Below are 21,887 nucleotides of genomic sequence, written 5' to 3'. Positions count from 1 at the left end.
CACCTGCTCTCTTACATTGACGCAGGCATAAAGCGACAGAAATATTCTGACCGCTTGTGCCAGCAGCAAAAAGGAGCTAAAAGAGAAAAGCCTATATTCTTTTTAGTAGCGATCGCGGAAGTTGTTATTTCTGCGATTACCACCACCAAACGAACCTCTGTTTTCTCTGGGCTTAGCCTTATTTACTTTGAGATCGCGACCCATCCATTCAGCGCCATCAAGAGCTTCAATGGCAGCTGATTCTTCAGCGTCTGTACTCATTTCGACAAAACCAAAGCCGCGCAGACGACCTGTTTCACGGTCAGTGGGCAGCTGAACCCGCTTTACAGAACCATATTCTGCAAAAACAGCATTCAGAGCCTCTTCCGTAACATCATAAGAGAGATTGCCTACATAAACTGACATAAATTGTCTCCAAAATCACAAGAGTGTATAGATTTAGATTTCGGAGACAAGTCTGTAAATACCAAAAGGGAAAAGCCTGTCAATACCAAAAACAAACACATCACCGAATCAATTCTCACCTTCCATGATGACATATTAGTTAACTATCAAGTAGGGAATTTTAAAAATTGTTATAAAATGTTATAAAAAGTTATGTTAGCAATTGACAGCTAAGGACGGGGGATATCTCTAATCTTCGTCTATGGTGTGAGTCTTGGAAATTGATTTTTCTTGGTGTCTTTGTGTCTTGGTGAGTCCAGCCCCCGTCTTGGCTTCTGCCGAGATGGGGGACTGGCGAACCCGGAGGGTGGTGAAAAAAGAATGATTGAAACACTAAGACACTAAGACACTAAGACACAAAGAGGAAAATAGCCTTCTCTACTAAGATTTACGATCGTTTTTTATCCACCTTGACAGGGCTAACCCCTACACATAGTTTTACTCTGATCGCCTGCTCTAAAATAATCAAGATGCAAGGTTTCTAGCTGCACGCTATCTGTGTGATACTTGCGTAAGCCTCATATTTAATCAAACAGTATTAGAAAGTCAATGCGTAAGTTTTACCGATATACGCGGTTTTCAGGTTTTGTTTTTTATTTGTGCGTTTCTGCATTACTATTTTGTAACCAAAAACAGGTATCTGCTAGCGTTGTCTTACCCTTACGCGCGAAAAAGGGAATGGTGGTGTCTGCACATCCTCTCGCTAGCGATGCAGGATTACAAATGTTACGCAAGGGTGGTAATGCTGTTGATGCAGCGGTAGCGACGACTTTTGCCATTTCAGTGGTAGAACCGTTTTCTGCGGGAATTGGTGGGGGAGGCTTTCTGCTGCTGCGTGATTCAAAGACAGGGGAAATTAAAGCCTTAGATTTTCGTGAACGCGCACCTCTAAAAGCAAGAAAAAATATGTATTTGGATGCTAAAGGCAAGGTGCGTCCGAATGCAAGTGTGAATGGTTATTTGGCTGTGGCGACACCAGGAACAGTGGCGGGACTGTACGAAGTTCATCGTCGTTATGGTAAACTGCCGTGGCCAGAGGTGGTAAAACCGGCGATCGCCCTGGCAAAAGATGGCTTTATCCTTAGTTCTCAGGTAACTTGGCGTTCCATACCAGAGTATGAAAACCGCAGGGATGTAATTCTTAGCAACCCAGCAGCGCGAGCAATTTTCACTCGTCAGGGAGATTTATATCAACCAGGAGAAAAACTGGTGCAGCGCGATCTAGCGCGGACTTTAACAGAAATTTCTCGTAATCCGCGCAGTTTCTACACTGGAAATATTGCCCGTGCCATTGCTGCCGATATGTCCAAAAACGGTGGTTTAATTACTTTGGCAGACTTGAAGTTATATAAACCCATCTGGCGCAATCCTGTGTGTGGCAATTTTCGTCAAGCGAAAGTTTGCTCAATGCCACCTCCTTCATCGGGAGGCGTTCACCTATTAGAAATGTTAAATATTATCGGTACAACCAATTTAAAATCTTTGGGTTGGCGTCATCCAGATGCGATCCACCTGATGGTGGAAGCGATGAAAATTGCTTATGCCGATCGCTCAAAATTTTTAGGCGATCCTGATTTTATCAAAGTACCAGTACAACAACTGATCGCTCCCGCTTACGCCCGACTGCGCCGTGCAGAAATTAATATGAATCGGGCTAGGGCTGCTAGTGAAGTGAAGCCAGCAGATATAAAGATGCTACAGCAGAACCTCACCCCCCAGCCCCCTCTCCGCAAGCAGAGAGGGGGAGTAGTTTTTCCTCTACGCAAGTCTCTACACAAGCACACAGAGGGAGTAGTTTTTCCTCTACGCAAGCAAACAGAGGGAGCACTTCTTCCCCTCCCCGCCAGCGGGGAGGGGTTAGGGGTGGGGTTCTACACGCCTCGCCACGAATCTACAGAAACCAGTCATCTGAATGTAGTGGATGCACAACGCAACGCTGTAAGTCTTACCTTCACTATTAACACGGGATTTGGAGCTGGCGTTGTTGCGGATGGAACTGGAATTGTACTCAACAACGAAATGGATGATTTTGTTGCTGCGCCGGGAGTGCCGAATGCTTTTGGTTTGGTGGGTAATGAAGCTAATGCGATCGCACCACGCAAAACACCCCTATCTAGTATGACTCCGACAATTGTCACGGAACACAATCGCCTCCGTCTGGTAGTGGGTGCGCCTGGTGGTGGAACTATCATCACCCAAGTGCTGCAAATCATCCTGAATGTTCTGGAATACAAGATGGATGTTGGTGCAGCCGTTTCTGTCCCCCGCTTCCATCATCAATGGCTTCCCGATGAATTGCGACTAGAACCTTTTGCTTTCGATGCTCTGACTTTGGTAGAGTTACAGCGCCGGGGGCACAAGTTTAAACAAGAAACCGAACCTTGGGGTAATATTAATGCGATCGCACTTACACCAGAGGGAACCTTAGAAGGAGCAGCCGATCCACGTGGCGAAGGTTCTCCCAGAGGCTTTTAAAATTATGAACTATAAGTTATCAATGGCAAAGTTTTTCGGGATACATAATTTCTGACTCCATATCAAGTTTGTCTCATTACTCATCATTCAAAAACGATCGCGTTCCCAGATTAATCGCAATGATAAGTATGTAACTAAACCTGATATTACAACTCTACTGGAGCGACTGATGCAGAAAACTCATTTGCTAGTGCAGTAGGTACTAAAGTCCAACCAGCTTTCAAAAGTTTTTGGTAAGTTGCCCAGCCTTTAGAACCGCCTGGTATGTTGTAATCTGGCACTGCAAATTGGCGAAAAGTCGTATAAGGACGCCACGGTTCATTGGGTGCAGTTTGCAAATGCAAAACCTTTTCCCCATTGTCACCAGATGCAGATAACCAGCACATTCTTCGATGCATGGCAAACTCCTTTATGTTTTGCTTTAGATGCATAATAGCAGAATTTTGTCAAGCTCAACTTCACCCCAGTGGGATAGCTTTTGCTTTATTTTAGATAGATGCGTAACATCAAATACTTCTTTCCTAGGTTTGAGTAATAATCAAAACTTCTTCATAGAAAACAAGTAGCAATAACGAAACAACTATGTTCAAATCATGTTAAGTGCTGTAAAAAAACTTGGGTGTATCAACAACTACGATTTATTGATAATAGCTTTATATAAAGCTATGTGATTTTATTATCTGTTAGTTTTGAAAATGCTATGGACGCCTAAAACAGGCGGGCAGCGAGGTTAATTGGAAAGAGAAATAGCCCTTGTCGCTGCTTAAAGATATAGCTGCACTTTCAAGATGATGCAAATTCTGCCTGGAAATAACTTATGCAACTCCTAGCTTCAGTCTTCTGAATGCTGATTCAGCAAGAACTCTGTCTGCTTCAGACGCATGGCGCATAGAACTTGTCACCGACGATATCGCGAATTTCGGTTACTAACTGAGAGTAAGTGGAATCCGATAAAACTGGTTCTGCTTCTCGTATATCAATCGGTTGAGCTAAATCAATCCATGACTTACAACCTCCATATTCAGAAAGATAGGGAATTTCCTGAACTTGGGATAGTTTGTAAGCCCGCAACAACAGAATATACAATGGTTGGCGCACTTTCCATTTCAGGCGATCGCTAATAAAATGCTCGTTCCAAATATGAAACGGAAGCAAGGCGCTAACTATTGCTTCGTCATTGACAGGAAAAATATCGGTGATTTTTGCCCAACTGCCAATGCGAACTTTTTCTGGACGCCAGCCTGGTGTCACAGGATAAACAAGATTGGCATACTCAGGTTTTAGTAGAAAAGGCTGTTGATGTTCGTAAGTCGGGTAGAGCAAAATCCGATCGTGGGCAACTTTGTATGCCTTAGTCTAAACTCCAGTAATAACCTTTTAAGCTTCACGCATATAATTTCCATCTTTTTCACTTTAGAGAAAACGTGTCTACCTTCTCCCACTCTCCCACTCTCCCACTCTACCCAAATGGGTAAATTAAAAGCCTCACAGCTTACCATCATTTGCCCAGCGCCAATAATAGCGATTCCATTCGTACACGCCTTGAATTTCATATTCAGCGCCGTTATTGAAGCGGATGATGCAGTTAGTAAAGGAATCATGGCTATTTTTAACTTCATCTACCTGAATGACGACGCAGGGAAACCATTCACGAGTACACGGGCCATCGTCTTGTACCCATTCCCACAGCGCATTGCAGATTTCAATGCGATCGCCCACCTTTAGTTTTAATGTGTCCTCAAAAGAAAACCGATTAAAATGATATGGCTGAATGCGATTGAGCCATTGCAAACCGTAGCGATCGCGAATAAATTGTACCTCTTTGGAGTCATTTTCTTGTAGCCAGTCATTCAGTAACTTAACTTTCCATGAAAAATTTTTTTCCTCTTGGGCTTTGACAAAACGTAAAAATGCTTGTAACTCTTGCGATGTCAATTCATCTAGGGGATTGTTACAATCAGACACTATAGCATTGGGGTTTTTCTGAATTTGCTCAACTACTTGCAGTAATATCTGTTTCTGCATATCAGTGAGAGGGCAGCTAGCTGTTTCACAGCGATTAAACGCTGCTTGCAAGGCTACTTCAATCTCATCTGGTGTCATAAGTTAATAGCAATTGCAGGGCTATTTTTCTAATTATTACAAAATTTGTATAAACTGAAAATTGAATGTTTATACAATCGCAAAGAGGTTTAGCAGTACACTAGGGGCAAGTTTTATTGCTCATCCGTAGCTCCCAACGAGAATGTATCAGCTAAACTGCCCTTGCGATCATCTAGTTAATTCGATGGACATGATATAAATTGGTGTGAATCTAAATACAGTAAATATTATGTATTTTCCAAAACATAGAAATTACGAAAAATCCCTATTCCTCAAAAAGTATATGTCAGCTTCATAAGTCAAATCCTGACAGCCAAAATAGTATAAGCTGGGTTTTACGTTAGCTCTTGTTCTATTTATTGATGGTGTCTTTTATGCTGTTGCGATCGGTCACGGTTATTTTCTTTTCCTGCGTTTTTGGGGTATTATCGTGGGTGCTCACTCCCCCCGCTGTAGCGCTGACACAAATTAAACTATCTGACATAACTTACAAACAGTGTCCACCAGAAATCGCAAAAGGAGCTGTTACTAGTGGCACTACGATGGCAGCTAATTGCTTTCTTGTCACCGGCAAAGCTGAAAATTCCACTAATAAAATAGTCTACGACGCAGATATTTTTGGACGCATCTATGATGCTAATAATGACCCAGTTATGCAAAACCGCACCCGTCTTGGTTCAATTGCGGAAGTACCACCAGGCATTAGTGATTTTGAGTTGAGAATTTCTGTACCAGCAAATCAGCCTACTCCTTTAAAGCTGAAGCAGTTTAAAGCAGCTGGGTTTGGTGCTCAAGTTCGGAAGTAATATGAATTATGAAGTATGAATTATGAATTATGAAATTTTCAGCATTCATAATTCATAATTCATAATTCCCACCCAATTCCCAATCCCCCCTTCAGGTGAGTCTAAATATTCCATCACCAAAAAATTTTAGTAAGCATACCATCCAGCAGGAACTTGTGGTGCAGAAAAACTATTAGCAGTGGTGCCATCCATCAGCCAAACAACATCATCACCGGTTGTGTTGTTGCGCCAGAAGACATCTGTTTTACCATCACCGTTAAAATCGCCGATGCTAGGCTGCCAAGCTAAGTCAGTTGCAGGTAGAAAAGCCGCAGTACCAATTGATGTGCCATCCATCAACCAAGCGGTATTCTCACCAGTATTCTCGTTGTGCCAGAAGACATCTGTCCTACCATCGCCGTTGAAGTCGCCAATAGAAGATTTCCAAGCAGAGTCCATATTTGATAGAGAACCTCCACTGATGAAAATGCCATTCATTAGCCATACGCTATTTTCACCAGTTTCAGCATTGCGCCAGAGGATATCAGTCCTGCCATCGCCATTAAAATCACCACTGCTAAAATCCCAAGTACCTTCTAATTTTGCCAAACCGTATTCCGACGCATTTGTACCATCCATAAACCATACTTTATTTTCACCTGTGATATTGTTGCGCCAAAAAACATCGTTCTTGCCATCGCCATTAAAATCGACAATGCTGTAATTCCAAGTTGCGTCAGCTGAGGGTAAAAATGCCGCAGTCGTAACTGTTGTATCATTGATAAACCAAGTAGCATTCTCACCAGTTTGAGCATTGCGCCAAAAAATATCACTCTTACCATCGCCATTGAAATCTGCAATGCTAAAAGTCCAGGATGGATTTATTGTCTGTAATGAAGCCTGAGTGGCAATATTTGTGCCATCCATCAGCCAAATGACTGTTTCACCACTGTTTTTATTCCGCCAGAAGATATCGGTTTTGCTATCACGGTTGAAATCAGCATAAGCAAAGTCCCAGGATGCATCAACAGCAGGCAGAGAAACTGCATTGGGGTTAGTGCCATCCATCAACCAAACAGTGGTTTCACCAGTTTCCGGGTTACGCCAAAATTTATCAGTTTTACCGTCGCCATTGAAATCAGCAACAATTGCTGCATTGCTGAATCTGGTATTAGGATTGGGGTTTTTTGCAGCTGCTAAAGGCTGCTTTTCATCTATAGATTCTGAGGAACGCCCAAGGCTGAAATTAGTATTGGGGACAACCTTGTCATCAAAAGTATTTGTAGCAATTTGAGCATATTTTGATGCACTAGTATCTACAGACAAACTCAAGGAATTGTTAGAGGCAGACATAGTGTTTGTTCATGACCAGTGTTCACATAGCAATTCTCGATTGCGTCCATTAGACAATAGGGGCGCAAGGTATTGCGTCCCTACTAATATCTCTGGTCAACTCAATTTAGAACTGCTATAAATCTTTTACATTTTTTGTATTATTTTTTTTGTCAAATATTAACAAATAGTGTTTTTTTAACTGTTGTTGATGATTAACAATTGCTCTTTTTTAAGATGTAAGGGCACGTAAAAAAGTTGTAATGAATTTTTAAACACTCACTACAAATACAGATTTATGTGCATAGCATTACCAAGTTGCATTCAATTACAAATTAAAAATGACATCTTTGAAAGCAACTTGATATCTAACTGTTTATTTACGGAATAAGCGGGTGGTAGATGCACTTGTATATGCACAAAATCGCGCGATCGCTCTAGTCAAACTCGATTTGGCTTTAAGTTGTGAGATGCTTCACTACGCTGGCGCTTCGTACCCTTCGGGAAGGCTTACGCCTACAGCATGACATTTTACACTTCTCAGACATCCTCTAAACAACTACCCGCTATCAATGAAAATCCTTGGGCAGATTTGATTTTTGTTTCAGCGCTTACTGTTAATGAGTGCGACATTGGCAAGCAAATTGACAACAAATAAGGTTTATCTACACATGAAGGTACAGTTGTCGCCGATTAGCTTTATTGTCATCTTCTAGAAAGTGTACCATTCTTTACCAAGTGTTGGTAGAGTTGAAGGCTGAGGATCGGTACTATCAATCGTCACAATGGCGTTTTCACCTGTTTCGTAATTGCGCGAGAAGATGTCGGTTCTACCATCGCCATCTACATCAGCTATACTGGATTTCCAGGAAGCGCTAGGTGCATTCTTTTCAGTTTCACTGACAACATTTGCGCCATCCATTAGCCATACCTTGTTCTGACCAGTTTCCTGGTTAGACCACAAGATATCGGTCTTGCCATTGCCGTCAAAGTCACCAATCAGTGGTTTCCAACCTGCACCCTCAAGTGTAGGTAGAACAGCTTCAGTACCGACATTTCCACCATTGATTAGCCAAACTTTGTTCTCACCCGTTGTTTTATTGCGCCAGAGTACGTCAGTTTGGTAATTGAGGTCAAAATCGCCAAATGTAGCTTCCCATTCAGAACCAAGTGTCGGCAAAGCAGACGCGGTAGCGTTTGTGCCATCCATTGTCCATAAGGTATTTTCACCTGTTGCTTGATTGCGCCACAAGATGTCTGTCTTGGCGTCGCCGTTGAAATCAACGATGTTGGCTGTCCAGTTGGTATCGGTAGTTTCTAGAGAAACTGGAGTGGTAACTGTTGTGCCATCCATCAGCCAAACAGAGTTCTCTCCTGTGTTCGTGTTCCGCCAAAGGACGTCAGTTTTTTTATCTCCATTGAAATCTGCAATACTAGCTGTCCACTCCGGGCCTAATTGCGCCAATGAAGCCTCAGAGGCGATTGTTGTGCCATCCATCAGCCAAACGACGTTTTCACCTGTTGATTTATTGCGCCAGAGTACGTCAGTTTTGTTATCACCGTTGAAATCGGCAATCCTAAAATCCCAGTCTGCACCCATTGTTCGGTTGCTACCATCAGCATTCTTCACAAAATCACTAGAGCGAACTTCTCTACCGTTCATGAACCAAATGGCGACTTCACCAGTTTGAGAGTTACGCCAGAATTTATCATCTTTACCATCACCATCGAAATCTGGCGAAATAGCTGCACTGTTGAAGATGGGATTTGGATTTTCCAAACCAGGAACAGGAATTGCAACCGCAGAATCTGCTCCTGAAGAACGCCCATAGTAAGACGGAGTACTTAAATCAGTCTTGCTGGCACTGTTCTCTGTTGTTGAGATTGGAGCTGATTGGATTGCACTACTACGAGTAGAAATAGAATCCAACATGGCGTGTGTTTATGACAAGTGGTCATAAACCTTTTAACTGTTTTTTTATTGTGGATTCAAGTGTTAATTAATAACATATTTATCTTCTTAAGATTTTTTTAATATTTGTTATGCTTCCCTTACAAAAAATAGGTTTATCTAGCTATTTTTTAGGAAAAATCAAGTGCGATCTAATAACATTTTGCAGTCTTAATTATTTTTGCTTCAATCAATTTGTTAGATAAACAAACACTCATATTTTTTCAACAGCTTTTATATGGATTGCCAAAGTTGAATAAGAAACTTGTACTAAAATAATCTGAGTGATTTTACGCCTTAAATGACTTTTAAGGCACCTAATACAGAAAGTATAAAATAGGTAATAAAAAACAGTAAAAAATTATGCACAAAGAATATCAACAGCGTCGGAAAGCATTGATGTCAAAGATTGGTAATGGTACTGCGATCTTTCGTAGTGCCCCAATGGCAGTAATGCACAACGATGTGGAATACACTTTTCGCCAAGATAGTGATTTCTTTTATTTAACTGGCTTTAACGAACCGCAAGCAGTAGCGGTTCTATCGCCTCATCACCCAGAACATCAGTTTGTGCTGTTTGTGCAACCCAAGGATCGGGAACAGGAAGTTTGGAGTGGTTATCGCTGTGGAGTAGAAGCAGCGAAAGAAGTGTATGGGGCGGATGAAGCTTACCCGATTACGGAACTAGATGAAAAATTGCCTCAGTATTTGGAAAAGGCAGACCGGATCTATTATCGCTTGGGGCGCGATCGCACTTTCAACGAAAAAATCCTCGACCATTGGCAACGCTTGATGCGGACTTATCCGAAACGGGGTACAGGGCCGATTGCCATTGAAGATACTGGCCCCATCCTTCACAGTATGCGACTTATCAAAAGTGATGCAGAACTAGAGTTGATGCACAAAGCTGCTGACATCGCGGTGGAAGCACACAACCACGCGATGAAATTTACTGCACCGGGACGTTACGAGTACGAAGTGCAGGCGGAAATTGAACACATTTTCCGCAAGCGTGGTGCAATGGGGCCTGCCTATCCTTCAATTATTGCCTCTGGTGCAAACGCCTGCGTGCTGCACTACATAGAGAATAATCGCCAGATGCAAGATAACGAGTTACTGCTGATTGATGCTGGCTGTGCCTATGATTATTACAACTCGGATATTACGCGCACATTTCCGGTAGGGGGTAAGTTTACCTCCGAACAAAAAGCGCTGTACGAGATTGTTTTAGAAGCACAAAAACAAGCGATCGCCCAAGTGCAACCAGGCAATCCTTATAATTTAGTTCACGATACCGCCGTACGCGTCCTTACAGAAGGCTTGGTAGAACTTGGTATTCTCAAAGGCGAAATAGACAAATTAATAGAAGAAGAGAAATACAAGCCAGTTTACATGCACCGTACTGGCCATTGGCTAGGCTTGGATGTGCATGACGTGGGAGTTTACCAACACGGCGACAACCCGCAAGTTTTACAACCGGGTCAAGTGCTAACAGTAGAACCGGGACTTTACATAGTGCCGGGTACTAAACTAGCAGAAGACCAACCAGAAATTGCTCAACGTTGGATTGGTATTGGTATCCGCATTGAAGATGATGTTTTAGTAACACCCACAGGACATGAAGTGTTAACTGCTGGCGTTCCCAAGGAAGTAGAAGACGTGGAAAGATAAACATCTGGGTGGGTAATGCTGCCCACCCAGGTGTTCTAGTCATATGGTAGTGTAAAGTTACATAGACAAATATTGCGATAAATAACTTTTACCCTCATGACTGGAGTGCAAACCCTTGGGAATAGAACTACGCAGTTTCGTATTTCTCGACAGCTTGCAACCTCAACACGCAGCATATATAGGAACGGTAGCTCAAGGTTTCTTGCCATTACCAGGGGATACATCGCTGTGGATTGAAATCTCTCCTGGGATCGAAATTAATCGGATTACGGACGTAGCGCTTAAAGCTGCTTCTGTACGTCCTGGAGTACAGGTAGTAGAACGATTGTACGGTCTATTGGAAGTGCATTCAGGCTCCCAAGGTGAAACGCGAGCCGCTGGTCAAGCTATTTTGGCAATGATAGGAGTCAAAAAAGAGGAATGTCTCAAACCGCGTGTCGTTTCTAGCCAGATTATCCGCAACATTGATGCTTACCAAGCACAACTAATCAATCGTACGCGTCGGGGACAGCTACTATTAGCAGGACAAACACTGTATGTATTAGAAGTTGAGCCTGCTGCTTATGCTGCACTGGCTGCGAATGAAGCTGAAAAAGCGGCGGCGATTAACATTCTTGAAGTCCAAGCTGTAGGAAGCTTTGGACGGCTTTACTTAGGTGGACAAGAACGGGATATTCTGGCAGGAGCAGCGGGAGCACGGACAGCGATTGAAAGTGTAGCTGGTCGGATCAATCCTCAGAGTAAGCGTCAGGAATAAAGGAAAGCAAATGGCAAATCAAGAGCATCTGGCTTTACTAAGAGCAGGTGCGCTCACATGGATTGAGTGGAGAAGTAAAAATCCCCAGATAGAACCAGACCTCAGCACCGCCAACCTCTGTGGGGATAACCTCAAAGGCGCGAACCTCAGCGGTGCTGACCTCAGAGGTGCTAACCTCCACAGAGCAATCCTCATTGAAGCTAACCTGAGCGTAGTTAACTTCAGTCTTGCTAACTTGAGCGGTGCTAAACTGACACGGGCAGATCTGAGTCATGCTAATTTGATCGGTGCTGACTTGAGTGAGGCGAATCTCAAAGACGCGGCGATCGCTGATGCTAACCTCATTGGGGCTGACTTGAGAAGTGCTAACTTGAGAGGTGCTGATTTAGGTGCAGCAAAGCTTCACCGCACTAACCTCTGTTTTGCCAATCTCATCGAAGCTAACTTGATTGCAGCTGATCTCAGCAAAGCCAATCTGTACGACGCGGAAATGATCGGAGCTTACCTTTACAAAACTGATCTGTACAAAGCTAATCTTAGTAATGCTCATCTCAGTTGTGCATACTTGTTGCGGGCTAACCTTGTGGAGGCTGAGTTGAGCAAAGCTGACTTAAGATGGACTAACCTTACAGGAGCGAACTTGGCAGGGGCTAATCTTAGAGGGGCTAACCTCAGCGGCGCGAATCTGAGAGGAGCTAACCTTAGCGGTGCGAATCTCCAGGAGACAATTATGCCTAAATCTTGATACCGAAGACTACTTTCCTCTTTGTGTCTTAGTGACTTGGTGTTTCAAAAATTATTTTTTCACCACAAAGGCACAAAGACACTAAGTACAGCTTTGCGTACAAGCATAGCGATTTGAAACGCACCAGGTAGCAAAGGTAACGCAGAGGGGCGCGGAGTTTTAGTGCAAAAGTTTCCCGCGCGAACTATGTCTGGTATCAAACAACAAACAACTACCAACAAATTACTGGGTCTTATCTCCACCTCACGCAATGCTTTGCTAACACCGCATCAGCATGGAAACAAGACCCAGTATCAAATTTAGTTGTTTAGATTTAGGCAATCTGAGTCGTAATTTTAGCGTCTGCTACCACCACGATTAGGCACTAAGCTCATGTAATCCAGATCGGCCGCACGAATGTTTTGAGCGTAGTTGCCTTTGGCATCAATTGCAGCTGCCATGTCAGCGTATTTACGCGGATCGCCTTCTGCCAGCCGCCGTTCTTGGGATTTGCGGCTGTAGAATTTTTCCACAGTAAAGCGCCAGTCAGTTGTAACAGTGCCAGCACTTTCTTGGAAGTCTTCGCCATAGCGAGGAGTTACCAAATTGTAGGGACGATCTACTAAGCGCTTGCGCTGGTAAGGTACGGTGTTGTCGCCAAATGCCTCGGTGTATTCATCGCTGTCGATGAGGGCATCAACAAAGCCGCCAAAACCTTTGGTACCAATGACAATTGACCAAGCGATTTCTTCTTCTTTGTTGTAAGCAGAACGACCTAAAAAGCGCTTCAGACAGATGTCTACGAGACGGTAATTGTTGTTAACCGAGACAACCAACCGGTAGAAGGCTTCAGATTTTGCTAAACCACGGATGAAGTCCCGTACAGTCAGTGAGCCATTTTTCAGCTGAGATTCGATGTGCTGCTGGCGATTGAACTTGAGAATCTCATGTTCGCTGAAAACTTGACGATAAGCCGCCCAAATGACGTTTTGCATGTCAGTGAAAGAGCTGACATCTTCTAGGCGGTAAATATACGGTGTATCTTCATTCCGGTCAGCTACTCCAAAGCTTTTTACCCGATGATTTTGACTGCTAGGTTTGTATTCAAGTAATGGCAGTGCCATTTGCGATTTTCCCCTTTAATTATCAACAAATTAAAAAGAGCTAGCTCTTGAAAACTGAAGGAGGCTTGATGATTACAATCCTCTTTCATTCTTTACTTAATTTTCCCGCATTTGGTTAGAAGGCAGAAGTATTTACGAACCAATTTAGTACAAGCAAGAAAGTGACGATTCCAGAGAGTCCAACTACTACAGCTGCGATCGCTCTAGAAATTACCAAGCAAATAAATCTTGAAACCTTCTAAACTGCGTGAACTAATGTTTGGATTTAGCAGACCCACTCTTAATTTTTGGTTGTTAGTTGTTAGTTGTTAGTTGTTGGTTATTAACCACTATCTACAGCTTAACGCACAGGAAAACTCGCGCTCGGACTGATAGAAACAGGAATACCCTGCGGTTTTGCCTCCCGTGTTGTATCGGGAATTTGGATGTTAGCAGTACTAACAGGGGTGTAGGAAACTGTCTTAATTTCAATGGACTTCGCCATATCCAAGAAGTTATTAATATCACCCCACTTGTAGCGCTCAGTTTCTTGTTTATCGCGCCAGTAATTACCGTAACGAGGTGTTACCAAATTAAAGGGTCTATCTTTAAAGCGACGGCGTTGGTAGGGAACAGTATTATCACCAAAGTTGGTTTGATACTCTTCAGAGTCTATCAAAGCATCAACAAAGCCACTAAAACCTTTGGTAGCAATTGTAATTGACCAAGCAATTTCTTCGTCTTTGTTGTAAGGTGCACGACCTAAAAACCGTTTGAGGCAAAGTTCCACGACGCGGTAGTTAGAGTTTGTCTCTACAACTAGGCGACGGAATGCTTCTGATTTTGCTAAACCACGAATAAAATCGCGTGTGGTAATTGCCCGGTTCTTTAACTGGGATTCTAAATTTTTTTGGCGATAAAATTGCAGGTTTTCGTGTTCGCTGAATACTTGCCGATACCCAGCCCAAATTAATTCTTTGATTTCGCTCTCAGTTGGGGAAGCTTCTAAGCGATAGATTCTGGGAGTATCTTCGTTAGGTACTTCGTAACCAGGAACACGCTGGTTCTGGGAACTCGGTTTATATTGCAATAGAGGTATTGACATTGTTAATATCTGTCCTTTGTTATTTGTCATTTGTCATTTGTTTTTTACTAATAACTAATGACTAATGACTATTGACTAATGACTATTTAGGTTGTTTTGTTACCAGGAATGTAACGATAAGGCAATGCAACTTGTACAGGTTTCACGGTTGGGGGCGGGGTTGCAGATTCGCGGGTTGTGTCAGGAATCTGTATACTAGAAGCAATATTTCTAGCGCGATCGCTCGAACGTTGATATTCTGCCCCGCCTGGTGTTACACTCGCAGCCATTGACAGAAAGTTGGCTGGAATTGCTTGACGAACTCCTCGCTGTACTGCTTGTCCTGTGCGTACAACTTGATAGAAGGAACGGCCTCCCAAGTATGTTTCCATCAAACGACCGCGCCAGTAATCGGTGTAGCGAGGGTTAACCAAGTTAAAGGGTCGATCTTTAAAGCGGCGACGCTGGAAGGGTACAATGTCATCGCCAAAGTTCTGGCGGTACTCATCTGAGTCTACCAGAGCATCAATAAAGCCATGTAATCCTTTGGTCGCAATCACGATCGACCAGGAAATTTGCTCGTCTTTACCGTAGGTAGCGCGTCCCAAAAACCGCTTAAAGCTAATGTCTACTAAACGGTAGTTCGAGTTGGTTTCTGCTACTTCGTCGCGGTAAACGTCAGATTTGCCCAATCCCCGAATAAAATCCCGGACGTTGATTGCCCGATTGCGTAATTGTGATTCTAGGAAGGGTTGACGATATTTTTCTAAAATGAGGTGTTCGCTAAATATTTGCCGATATGCTGCCCAAATGATGGCGTCAATATCCGCATCTGAGGTAGCATCGGCCAAGCGATAAATTGTCGGTGTGTCTTCGCTAGGTACTTCGTAGCCTTCGACACGCTGATTTTGCGTGGTTGGAGTAGATTGAAGTAATGGTATGGCCATCTTTAACTTCTTACCTTTTTTAGGGTTTCGCAGAGACTGGTTAGTGGATAGTGGATAGTGGATAGTGGTCCAATAACTACTAACTACTAACTACTAACTACTAACTACTAACTACTAACCAATACTTGTCTTTGAGCTAGATGCACGCGAGCACGGATAGCGTTTTCAGCATCAGTAGCTAGTATTTCTGCAAATTTCGCCTGGATTGGCTGTTGCAGTTCAGCTATTCTCGCCAAGGCTTGCAAACCAACGACAGCAGCATAACGAATTGACCAGTCCGCATCTCGGGAAATGAACATTAGGGTTTCCAATGCTTTTGCTTGCGCTTTTTGGCGTTCTGTGATATCTAGTTTTGAAAAGCGCAAGTTTCCCAATCCTTTGGCTGCGGCACGACGAACGCTAGGGGCAAAGTCAGTAGCAGCTGATGCTAGCAACACATCTAGGGCGCGAGGATCGGCGATCGCAGCCAAGGCACGAATCGAGTAAGCTCTTGCACCATAGTTATAATCATCAATCTGTGCTAGCAGCTGTGGTACAGCTACTTCTCCTAACTGCGTCAATCCGGCGACTGCTGCCACTGCTGCGGCTGGATTGTTATAACCAAACACAGCAATTAACGTCCCAATTGCCGCCTCATCTTTTGCAGCTGCCAATTTTTGTACTGCTGCTACCATTTGCGCTGGTGAGTCTGCTTGTGCAACGTCACGAATTAATTGTTGGGTGTTGGTCATTAGGTCAAGAGTTAGTAGTTAGTAGTTAGTAGTTAGTAGTTAGTAGTTAGTAGTTAGTTAGTAACCACCAACCACTAACCACTAACCAATCACTACAACAGTGAATCCATTAAGTTCATTACCCGAAGGGCATCCTCACCAAAGGAGGAAACATCTAACTCTTGTTGAAGTTGATGTTCTAGCAGCCCTTTGAGGGCAATCAGTTTAAAACTATTTTCAACCTTGGCATTGGCGATCGCATCTGCTGCTGGCAAATACCCTATAGCACCTAAGTCCCCTAAAGCAACGCGGCGCAATTTTAAATCGCTGCTGTCCAACACTTTCACTAAACGTTCTCCATAGGAGGTGTCTTGTGTGAGTTGGTACATTGCTCTTGCGGCTGCACACTGCACTCGTGGTACTGGATGCTCAAGGAAGGGTTCTATTAGGGAAACAGCCTCAGTAGCACCAATAGCTCCTAAGGCTTCTAACACCGCTTCGTAGGGCTGGGTTAAGTGTGGGCGTCCCGGTACTGTCACCGCAGCTGCTACACCCCCACCCAGCAATTGCATTAATGCCGGGGCTGCTGTTATGTCTCCCAGCATTGCTAAGGACTGGGCAGCTGCCTCACGCACATAGAAATCAGAGCATTCCAAGCATTGGATCAAGCCTGGTACAGCGCGAGTGTCACCCAATTTCCCTAATGCTCTGGCGGCATTGCGGCGTAGAGGATAGCCTCCCATTTCGGTTGTGTCAGCTTCATCCTCTAACGCCACAATCAAGGCATCGACAACAGCCCGATCGCGGACACGAAACTTACCCAACCACCAAGCGGCATAATAGCGGAGACTTAAATCTGGAGATTGCAGGTTAGCGATCGCCTGCTCTTTTGTCAGTGGCGGCGCGTTTTCTTGTAAATATTCTTCCGCACTCGGTTCTATCATCACCAAAGCGTTAACTAGCAGCTTACTCGCCCGCAGAGACTAAAGGTTCAATTTTGACGATTCTACCGCCCATACGAGTAATCCGCTGCATTTCTTCGTTCATGCGGTTGTATGGCACGGTGATAAATACGCTGCCACTGTTGCGGATGTCGTAATTATTCTTATCGTTTTCTTCGTTTTGCCGCAAGCCTACGACTTCATAGCGAAACATCCGGCTGTTTGCACTGGAAATGCCATTAGCACCAACTGTGGTTTGACCGAACATCCTTTTAACCTCTCCTGTAAATTTAGCTTTTAGGCAGTTGTTAGGAGCTAGGAGCTAGAAGTTAAGAGTTAGGAGTTAAGAATTATGGAGTTTTGAATTTATATTTTCTTCAACCCATAACTCATAACTCATGACTCATAACTCTTAACTCATAACCCCCACTCCTAACTCTTCACTTTGTTACGCTGGTGTGATGCTGACGATTCTGCCACCTTGGCGTTTAATTTGCTCCATTTTGTCCAAAAGGCGCTCATAGGGTACAACGACCGCATAGCTGCTACGACGGACGCTGGGGAAGCCAGGGTTGCGCTGTGCGGTGACTTCGATGCGATAAACGCGATCGCTCTCTCCTACAGCATTTCCCATATTCTTTTTGGGAGTCACATCCGCACTTGCACGGTAACTCCAGTTAGGATTACTACCTGATGGGCCGACAATTGAGGAAGTGCTATTGGTTGCTAGTTCGCGGGCGAGCCGGGTTTTAGTGCCTTCTACCTGGGCGCGATCGCTATTGGCATAGCCCCGATACAAGCGGAACATCCGCGTAAAGGCGGCAGTTTTTTGTCCGGTTTGAATTTCAAAACCGCGATAATAAGGGACTATATTGTCGCCGAAGTTATTCAGGTATTCAATTGAATCTATGTAGGAGTCAATTTCAGTATCGTACCCTTGGTTCTGGTATAAATCTAGGTGAAAAATCACCTCAGACTCATCGTAAGGAGCACGACCCAACAAATGCTTGTAGTTGAGTTCAATAAACCGGGTTTGGAAGCTGTTGTAGAAAAACTTCTTCTTGTAGATCTCTGACTTGGCAACGCTACGTACAAACTCCCGCACTGTCAGGTTCCCATCTCGCAGTAGAGATTCGGCACTGACAAGGCGTTCCGATGCCATGATGTAGTCATTGCCTAAAACTTGCCTATATACGGCGCGAATCACTGCTTCTACTTCATCTCTACTGGCATTGGGACGCAGTTCAACTTTAGCTGCATTAGTGCTGCTAAAAGCTTCTGTTCCCAACCTGGATGCTGCTGCTGTAATCGGCATTTTTCTTTCCCCCTATTTATTTACACGCTCAGATTCCTTTGCGTGTTTGATAAATATTTTTTATCAATCCCCAGATAAAACTATGCCCGGAGCGAGATTCAACTGCTAGGTAATTCCATACAGCTGCATCCCTCTCCGGGCCGGAGCGCTATCTAGCTCAGAGCGTTGATTGCGTAATCAATGTAGGTGTTGGCTTCGTTAGCAGCTTGACCAGACAAACCATGATTAGCTTTGATGTATTTCAAAGCTTCTACGTACCAGCTGGGGGACAAATCAAAAGCGCTGTTGATTTCATCCAAACCAGCAATTAGATACTCATCCATTGGACCGGTGCCACCGGCAACTAGGCAGTAGGTTACCATCCGCAGGTAGTGGCCGATGTCACGAGCGCACTTGGACTTACCGCGAGAATCAGCAGCGTACTGAGGACCGCTCATTTGGGTGGTGAAGGGGAACTTTTGATATACAGCTTGAGCTGCACCATCAATCAAGCGCTGAGCGTTGGAAGTTAAAGCGCGAGCCGCTTCCATGCTAGCAGCAGCACGCTGAAAACGACCGTTAACAGCTTGCAGTTCGGTGTTGCTCAGAAAACGTCCTTGGGTATCAGCAGCTGCGATTGCTTCGGTAATGGGTGTTTTCATGGTGTAAGATCTCCTTTACGTTTCGTAAACTTTTGCCTAGATACCTATTTTTAGGTTCTGGGCTTTTTTGCTGTGTTCTTAAAATTAGGCAACTGCGGCAGCAGCGCGATCGAAGTAGCTAGCTACTTCAGACATTAACTGACTGCAATCTCCCTTGGTGATACCGTTGGGGTCGTTAGCAATATTAACCGCAGCTTCTTTCATTTTCTGAACGCCAACTGCCACGGAAGAACCAGGAGTACCCAGAGCTTGGTAGGTTTCGCGCAAGCCATTTAAGCAACGGTCATCGAGAACGCTGGCATCACCTGCGAGGATAGCGTAGGTAACATAGCGCAAGATGATTTCCATATCGCGGAGGCAAGCAGCCATGCGACGGTTGGTGTAAGCGTTACCACCAGGAGAAATCAACTGGGGCTGTTCTTCAAACAAAGCACGAGCAGCGTTGGTAACTATGGTGGAAGCATTGCTGGTGATGCGGTTTACAACATCCAGGCGCTTGTTGCCGTCTTTTACCATATTGCTCAAAGCATCGAGTTGCTCGTTGCTCAGAAATTCGCCTCTGGAGTCAGCTTGAGAAACCACCTTGGCAAATGCGTCTAACATGGAATATTCTCCTAATTCCTTAGTTGAGTGCTGTCTTGATTAAAACTGGCTATTGTTTTATCAAATTGGATGCGGTTAATAACAGACATTGAACGAGAGTGTTTCTCTATATTGTTGTTCATTTTCCTTGTTCAAAAAATTTAACAAGAAAAATGAGAAACTGGGGTGATTTTATGAGAAACTGGCAAACTTTATGAATTGATTGCCACCTTTAAGTTTTACCTGTTATTTAACCCCTCCAGCTTATGTTTATACAACGCTACAGGGGCATTATCTGTTACAAATTATGAATAAATGAGATATACCAATAAGAAAAGCCTCAAAACCTTTACATGCAAGGGCTATAACTGAGATCGGGCTGTTTTTTTTGTAACTTAACTTAACAAAAAAGCAAAATCTGACGCAACTTTTCTTTGTTTAGATTTTTTTAATTTTTCATCAAACCCATATATAACAATCTATTCAAGTTCAACATGACTTTGATCGATCAACCACTGTATGTTAAGACTTTGTAACAAAAAAAATCTAAATATTGCCGCTAGTTGCAGAAATTTATCGCCTTAGCGGGAGAGTGGGAGAGGGGGAAGTATTGTGGAGACTGATTAAGTTTTGAAAGCAGAACAAGCAGGAGGAGAGGAAGGGGTGGGCAGAAAAATAAATTCCTCTCATCCTGCTGATTTTTTTATTTCCAGTCTGTAGTTAATGTGACAAATTTTTTTCTACAGATGTTGAGATGCGCGATCGCACAACTTTATCTGCTTCTTGATTAAGCCCCACCTGCAAGGCTGCTTTAGCTTCTGGTGTGGCAATTTCTTGCAAAGAAACAGCAGCCGCGTAACGTAGTCCCCAATCTTCTGGAGTGAGTAACGCCCAAGTCAATTTTTCAATAGCATGGTGGATCGTTTCTGGGTTGTCAGTAGTAATGCCAATCTTTCCCAGTCCGCGTGCAGCAATGCGCCGGACGTTTCCCTGACAGTGATTGGCTACTGCTGTACCAACAACTTCTGCTAACACATCAAATGCTCGGTCATCGCCAATTTGGGCTAAAGCTTGAATTATATAGGCTTGCAAGCCCTGATCGGTAGAACTGCGGTAGGCAGTAATTAGTGCTTCTACGGTTGCAGGTGCTAACTTTACCAACGCTTCAACTGCTGCCGTAGCTACAGCAGCATGATGATAGCTTAAAGCTTGGATGAGGGCAGAAATTGCTGCTGTTTCCGTAATTTCACTAGCAGATATGGCCGCAATTGCAGATATCGCATCTGTTGGCGATGAGCTGCGGTTTAATTGCGAAACTAGTTGCTCGCTATCTGTAAATTTCAGTTTATTCATGATTGTTAAGGATTGCAGACATCAAAAATGACTAGGTTAGTGGTTAGTAGTTAGTGGTTAGTGGTAAAAAACCAACTACTAACCAATGTACAGACGTGCCATGGCACGTCTCTACAACTACTAACGATTCCCTAACTCAAAGCTGAATTAACAAATCATCAATTGCTTTAAAAAGTAACTCGATTGTTTCCTGGTTGGGGCGATCGCTATCTAATAAAGCTTCGAGAATACGTTTCAAATTTAACAGTTTGAGACTGTTGGGAACCCGAGCAGTGAGAATCGCATCTATTGCTTGGCGATGCCCAACAGCTCCCAAATCAAATATGGCTGCCCAGCGCAAATACATATTGTCATGATTGAGATTATTGACAATACGTTCGATGTATTGGGGTTCTTGAGTCAAAAGATACAAATACCGCGCCGCAGCACATTGCACCCGTTCAGAAGGATGCTTGAAAAAAGGTTCTATCTGAGGACGAACAGACCAGACTTGCAAAGTGGCTAGTGCTTCAATCAAGGCTTCATAGGGTTGCTGTTGGCTAGATTGCAAGAGATTTAGCAATGGCTCAACAGCCCGCTTGTCGCCAATCGCTGCTAGAGCCTGAATCACCGCTTCCCGCAGGTGCAGATCGTCATCACATGCCAGTGCAGCAATTAACGCTGGCACTGCTTGGGGATTCTTCAGTTGCCCTAAAGCCCGTGCAGCTTGACGGCGCAGGGGATACCCTCCTGATGGAATGCGATAAAGTTCATCAAACAGGGCTTCACACAACGCCATACAGCCTGCTTGCACCTGATGCTTCCCCAACCACCAAGCAGCGTAATAGCGAATTTGGTTATCTTCGCCCTTGAGTGCGGCGATCGCTGCTTGGGGAGAAAGAATTGGTTCGGCAGAATAAGCAGCAGTCATTCGATTTTGGATTTTGGATTTTGGATTTTGGATTGGGATTAGGGATTAGGGATCGGGAA

At 43.9% G+C, this 21,887-nt stretch carries 21 protein-coding genes and 1 pseudogene; 5 read left to right on the top strand and 17 right to left on the bottom strand.

The features are described 5' to 3' along the window. Positions 1 to 102 precede the first annotated feature (102 nt). A complete protein-coding gene (locus HXY43_RS08065; RefSeq protein WP_290882004.1) occupies positions 103 to 405 on the bottom strand; it encodes an RNA-binding protein in 303 nt (100 codons plus the stop codon). 588 nt (positions 406 to 993) lie between these two features. On the opposite strand from HXY43_RS08065, the gene HXY43_RS08060 reads away from it, so the two are divergent. Further along, complete coding sequence (locus HXY43_RS08060) at positions 994 to 2,919, top strand: gamma-glutamyltransferase family protein (protein ID WP_290882002.1); 1,926 nt, start codon at positions 994 to 996, stop codon at positions 2,917 to 2,919. 146 nt (positions 2,920 to 3,065) lie between these two features. On the opposite strand, the gene HXY43_RS08055 is transcribed toward HXY43_RS08060, so the two are convergent. From HXY43_RS08055 to HXY43_RS08045, 3 genes and pseudogenes are all read right to left on the bottom strand, one after another. Next, the gene (locus tag HXY43_RS08055) at positions 3,066 to 3,317 is read right to left on the bottom strand and encodes a hypothetical protein (protein WP_290882000.1); all 252 of its coding nucleotides are present in this window, start codon (positions 3,315 to 3,317) and stop codon (positions 3,066 to 3,068) included. Positions 3,318 to 3,792: 475 nt separating this feature from the next. Continuing rightward, positions 3,793 to 4,266 (bottom strand): annotated as a pseudogene (locus HXY43_RS08050) (DUF1802 family protein); the annotation flags it as partial. A gap of 138 nt (positions 4,267 to 4,404) precedes the next feature. Then, a complete protein-coding gene (locus HXY43_RS08045) occupies positions 4,405 to 5,022 on the bottom strand; it encodes a hypothetical protein (RefSeq protein WP_290881998.1) in 618 nt (205 codons plus the stop codon). Positions 5,023 to 5,396: 374 nt separating this feature from the next. Between HXY43_RS08045 and HXY43_RS08040 the strand changes: the two genes are divergently transcribed. Beyond that, positions 5,397 to 5,828: a hypothetical protein gene (locus HXY43_RS08040; RefSeq protein WP_290881995.1), complete on the top strand. Its 432-nt coding sequence runs from the start codon at positions 5,397 to 5,399 to the stop codon at positions 5,826 to 5,828. A gap of 126 nt (positions 5,829 to 5,954) precedes the next feature. On the opposite strand, the gene HXY43_RS08035 is transcribed toward HXY43_RS08040, so the two are convergent. Then, complete coding sequence (locus HXY43_RS08035) at positions 5,955 to 7,160, bottom strand: VCBS repeat-containing protein (protein ID WP_290881993.1); 1,206 nt, start codon at positions 7,158 to 7,160, stop codon at positions 5,955 to 5,957. 691 nt (positions 7,161 to 7,851) lie between these two features. Next, entirely contained in the window at positions 7,852 to 9,072 is a 1,221-nt protein-coding gene (locus HXY43_RS08030; protein ID WP_290881992.1) for a VCBS repeat-containing protein, read from the bottom strand. A gap of 381 nt (positions 9,073 to 9,453) precedes the next feature. On the opposite strand from HXY43_RS08030, the gene HXY43_RS08025 reads away from it, so the two are divergent. From HXY43_RS08025 to HXY43_RS08015, 3 genes are all read left to right on the top strand, one after another. After that, positions 9,454 to 10,761 (top strand): aminopeptidase P N-terminal domain-containing protein, encoded by a 1,308-nt coding sequence (locus HXY43_RS08025; RefSeq protein ID WP_290881989.1) that lies wholly within the window; start codon positions 9,454 to 9,456, stop codon positions 10,759 to 10,761. Between the two features lie 115 nt (positions 10,762 to 10,876). Further along, positions 10,877 to 11,518: a hypothetical protein gene (locus HXY43_RS08020; protein ID WP_290881987.1), complete on the top strand. Its 642-nt coding sequence runs from the start codon at positions 10,877 to 10,879 to the stop codon at positions 11,516 to 11,518. Positions 11,519 to 11,528: 10 nt separating this feature from the next. After that, on the top strand, positions 11,529 to 12,263 hold the full coding sequence (locus tag HXY43_RS08015) for a pentapeptide repeat-containing protein (protein WP_026736675.1): 735 nt from the start codon (positions 11,529 to 11,531) through the stop codon (positions 12,261 to 12,263). A gap of 335 nt (positions 12,264 to 12,598) precedes the next feature. On the opposite strand, the gene HXY43_RS08010 is transcribed toward HXY43_RS08015, so the two are convergent. The 11 genes from HXY43_RS08010 to HXY43_RS07960 form a co-directional block, all read right to left on the bottom strand. Then, the gene (locus tag HXY43_RS08010; RefSeq protein WP_026736674.1) at positions 12,599 to 13,366 is read right to left on the bottom strand and encodes a phycobilisome rod-core linker polypeptide; all 768 of its coding nucleotides are present in this window, start codon (positions 13,364 to 13,366) and stop codon (positions 12,599 to 12,601) included. Between the two features lie 340 nt (positions 13,367 to 13,706). Next, complete coding sequence (locus HXY43_RS08005) at positions 13,707 to 14,450, bottom strand: phycobilisome rod-core linker polypeptide (RefSeq protein WP_290882039.1); 744 nt, start codon at positions 14,448 to 14,450, stop codon at positions 13,707 to 13,709. 86 nt (positions 14,451 to 14,536) lie between these two features. Beyond that, complete coding sequence (locus tag HXY43_RS08000; RefSeq protein ID WP_290881981.1) at positions 14,537 to 15,376, bottom strand: phycobilisome rod-core linker polypeptide; 840 nt, start codon at positions 15,374 to 15,376, stop codon at positions 14,537 to 14,539. A gap of 107 nt (positions 15,377 to 15,483) precedes the next feature. Continuing rightward, positions 15,484 to 16,107 carry a HEAT repeat domain-containing protein gene (locus HXY43_RS07995; RefSeq protein ID WP_290881978.1) on the bottom strand — a complete coding sequence of 208 codons (624 nt, stop codon included), beginning with the start codon at positions 16,105 to 16,107 and terminating at the stop codon, positions 15,484 to 15,486. A 92-nt stretch (positions 16,108 to 16,199) separates the two neighbouring features. Beyond that, positions 16,200 to 17,030 carry a HEAT repeat domain-containing protein gene (locus tag HXY43_RS07990; protein ID WP_290881975.1) on the bottom strand — a complete coding sequence of 277 codons (831 nt, stop codon included), beginning with the start codon at positions 17,028 to 17,030 and terminating at the stop codon, positions 16,200 to 16,202. Between the two features lie 22 nt (positions 17,031 to 17,052). Continuing rightward, complete coding sequence (locus tag HXY43_RS07985) at positions 17,053 to 17,295, bottom strand: phycobilisome linker polypeptide (protein WP_026736668.1); 243 nt, start codon at positions 17,293 to 17,295, stop codon at positions 17,053 to 17,055. A gap of 180 nt (positions 17,296 to 17,475) precedes the next feature. Next, positions 17,476 to 18,342: a phycobilisome linker polypeptide gene (locus HXY43_RS07980; protein WP_290881971.1), complete on the bottom strand. Its 867-nt coding sequence runs from the start codon at positions 18,340 to 18,342 to the stop codon at positions 17,476 to 17,478. Between the two features lie 152 nt (positions 18,343 to 18,494). Continuing rightward, positions 18,495 to 18,983: a phycocyanin subunit alpha gene (gene cpcA / locus HXY43_RS07975; protein ID WP_290881968.1), complete on the bottom strand. Its 489-nt coding sequence runs from the start codon at positions 18,981 to 18,983 to the stop codon at positions 18,495 to 18,497. Positions 18,984 to 19,067: 84 nt separating this feature from the next. Then, a complete protein-coding gene (locus HXY43_RS07970; protein WP_026736665.1) occupies positions 19,068 to 19,586 on the bottom strand; it encodes a phycocyanin subunit beta in 519 nt (172 codons plus the stop codon). 699 nt (positions 19,587 to 20,285) lie between these two features. Then, positions 20,286 to 20,918: a HEAT repeat domain-containing protein gene (locus tag HXY43_RS07965; protein WP_290881965.1), complete on the bottom strand. Its 633-nt coding sequence runs from the start codon at positions 20,916 to 20,918 to the stop codon at positions 20,286 to 20,288. A 136-nt stretch (positions 20,919 to 21,054) separates the two neighbouring features. Further along, on the bottom strand, positions 21,055 to 21,828 hold the full coding sequence (locus tag HXY43_RS07960; protein WP_290881962.1) for a HEAT repeat domain-containing protein: 774 nt from the start codon (positions 21,826 to 21,828) through the stop codon (positions 21,055 to 21,057). Positions 21,829 to 21,887: the final 59 nt, after the last annotated feature.

Origin of the sequence: Fischerella sp. (assembly GCF_013388695.1) — a bacterium.
GTDB lineage: Bacteria > Cyanobacteriota > Cyanobacteriia > Cyanobacteriales > Nostocaceae > PCC9605.
The sequence above is the reverse complement of the archived record's forward strand: the minus strand, read 5'-3'. Positions and strand labels throughout refer to the sequence as shown.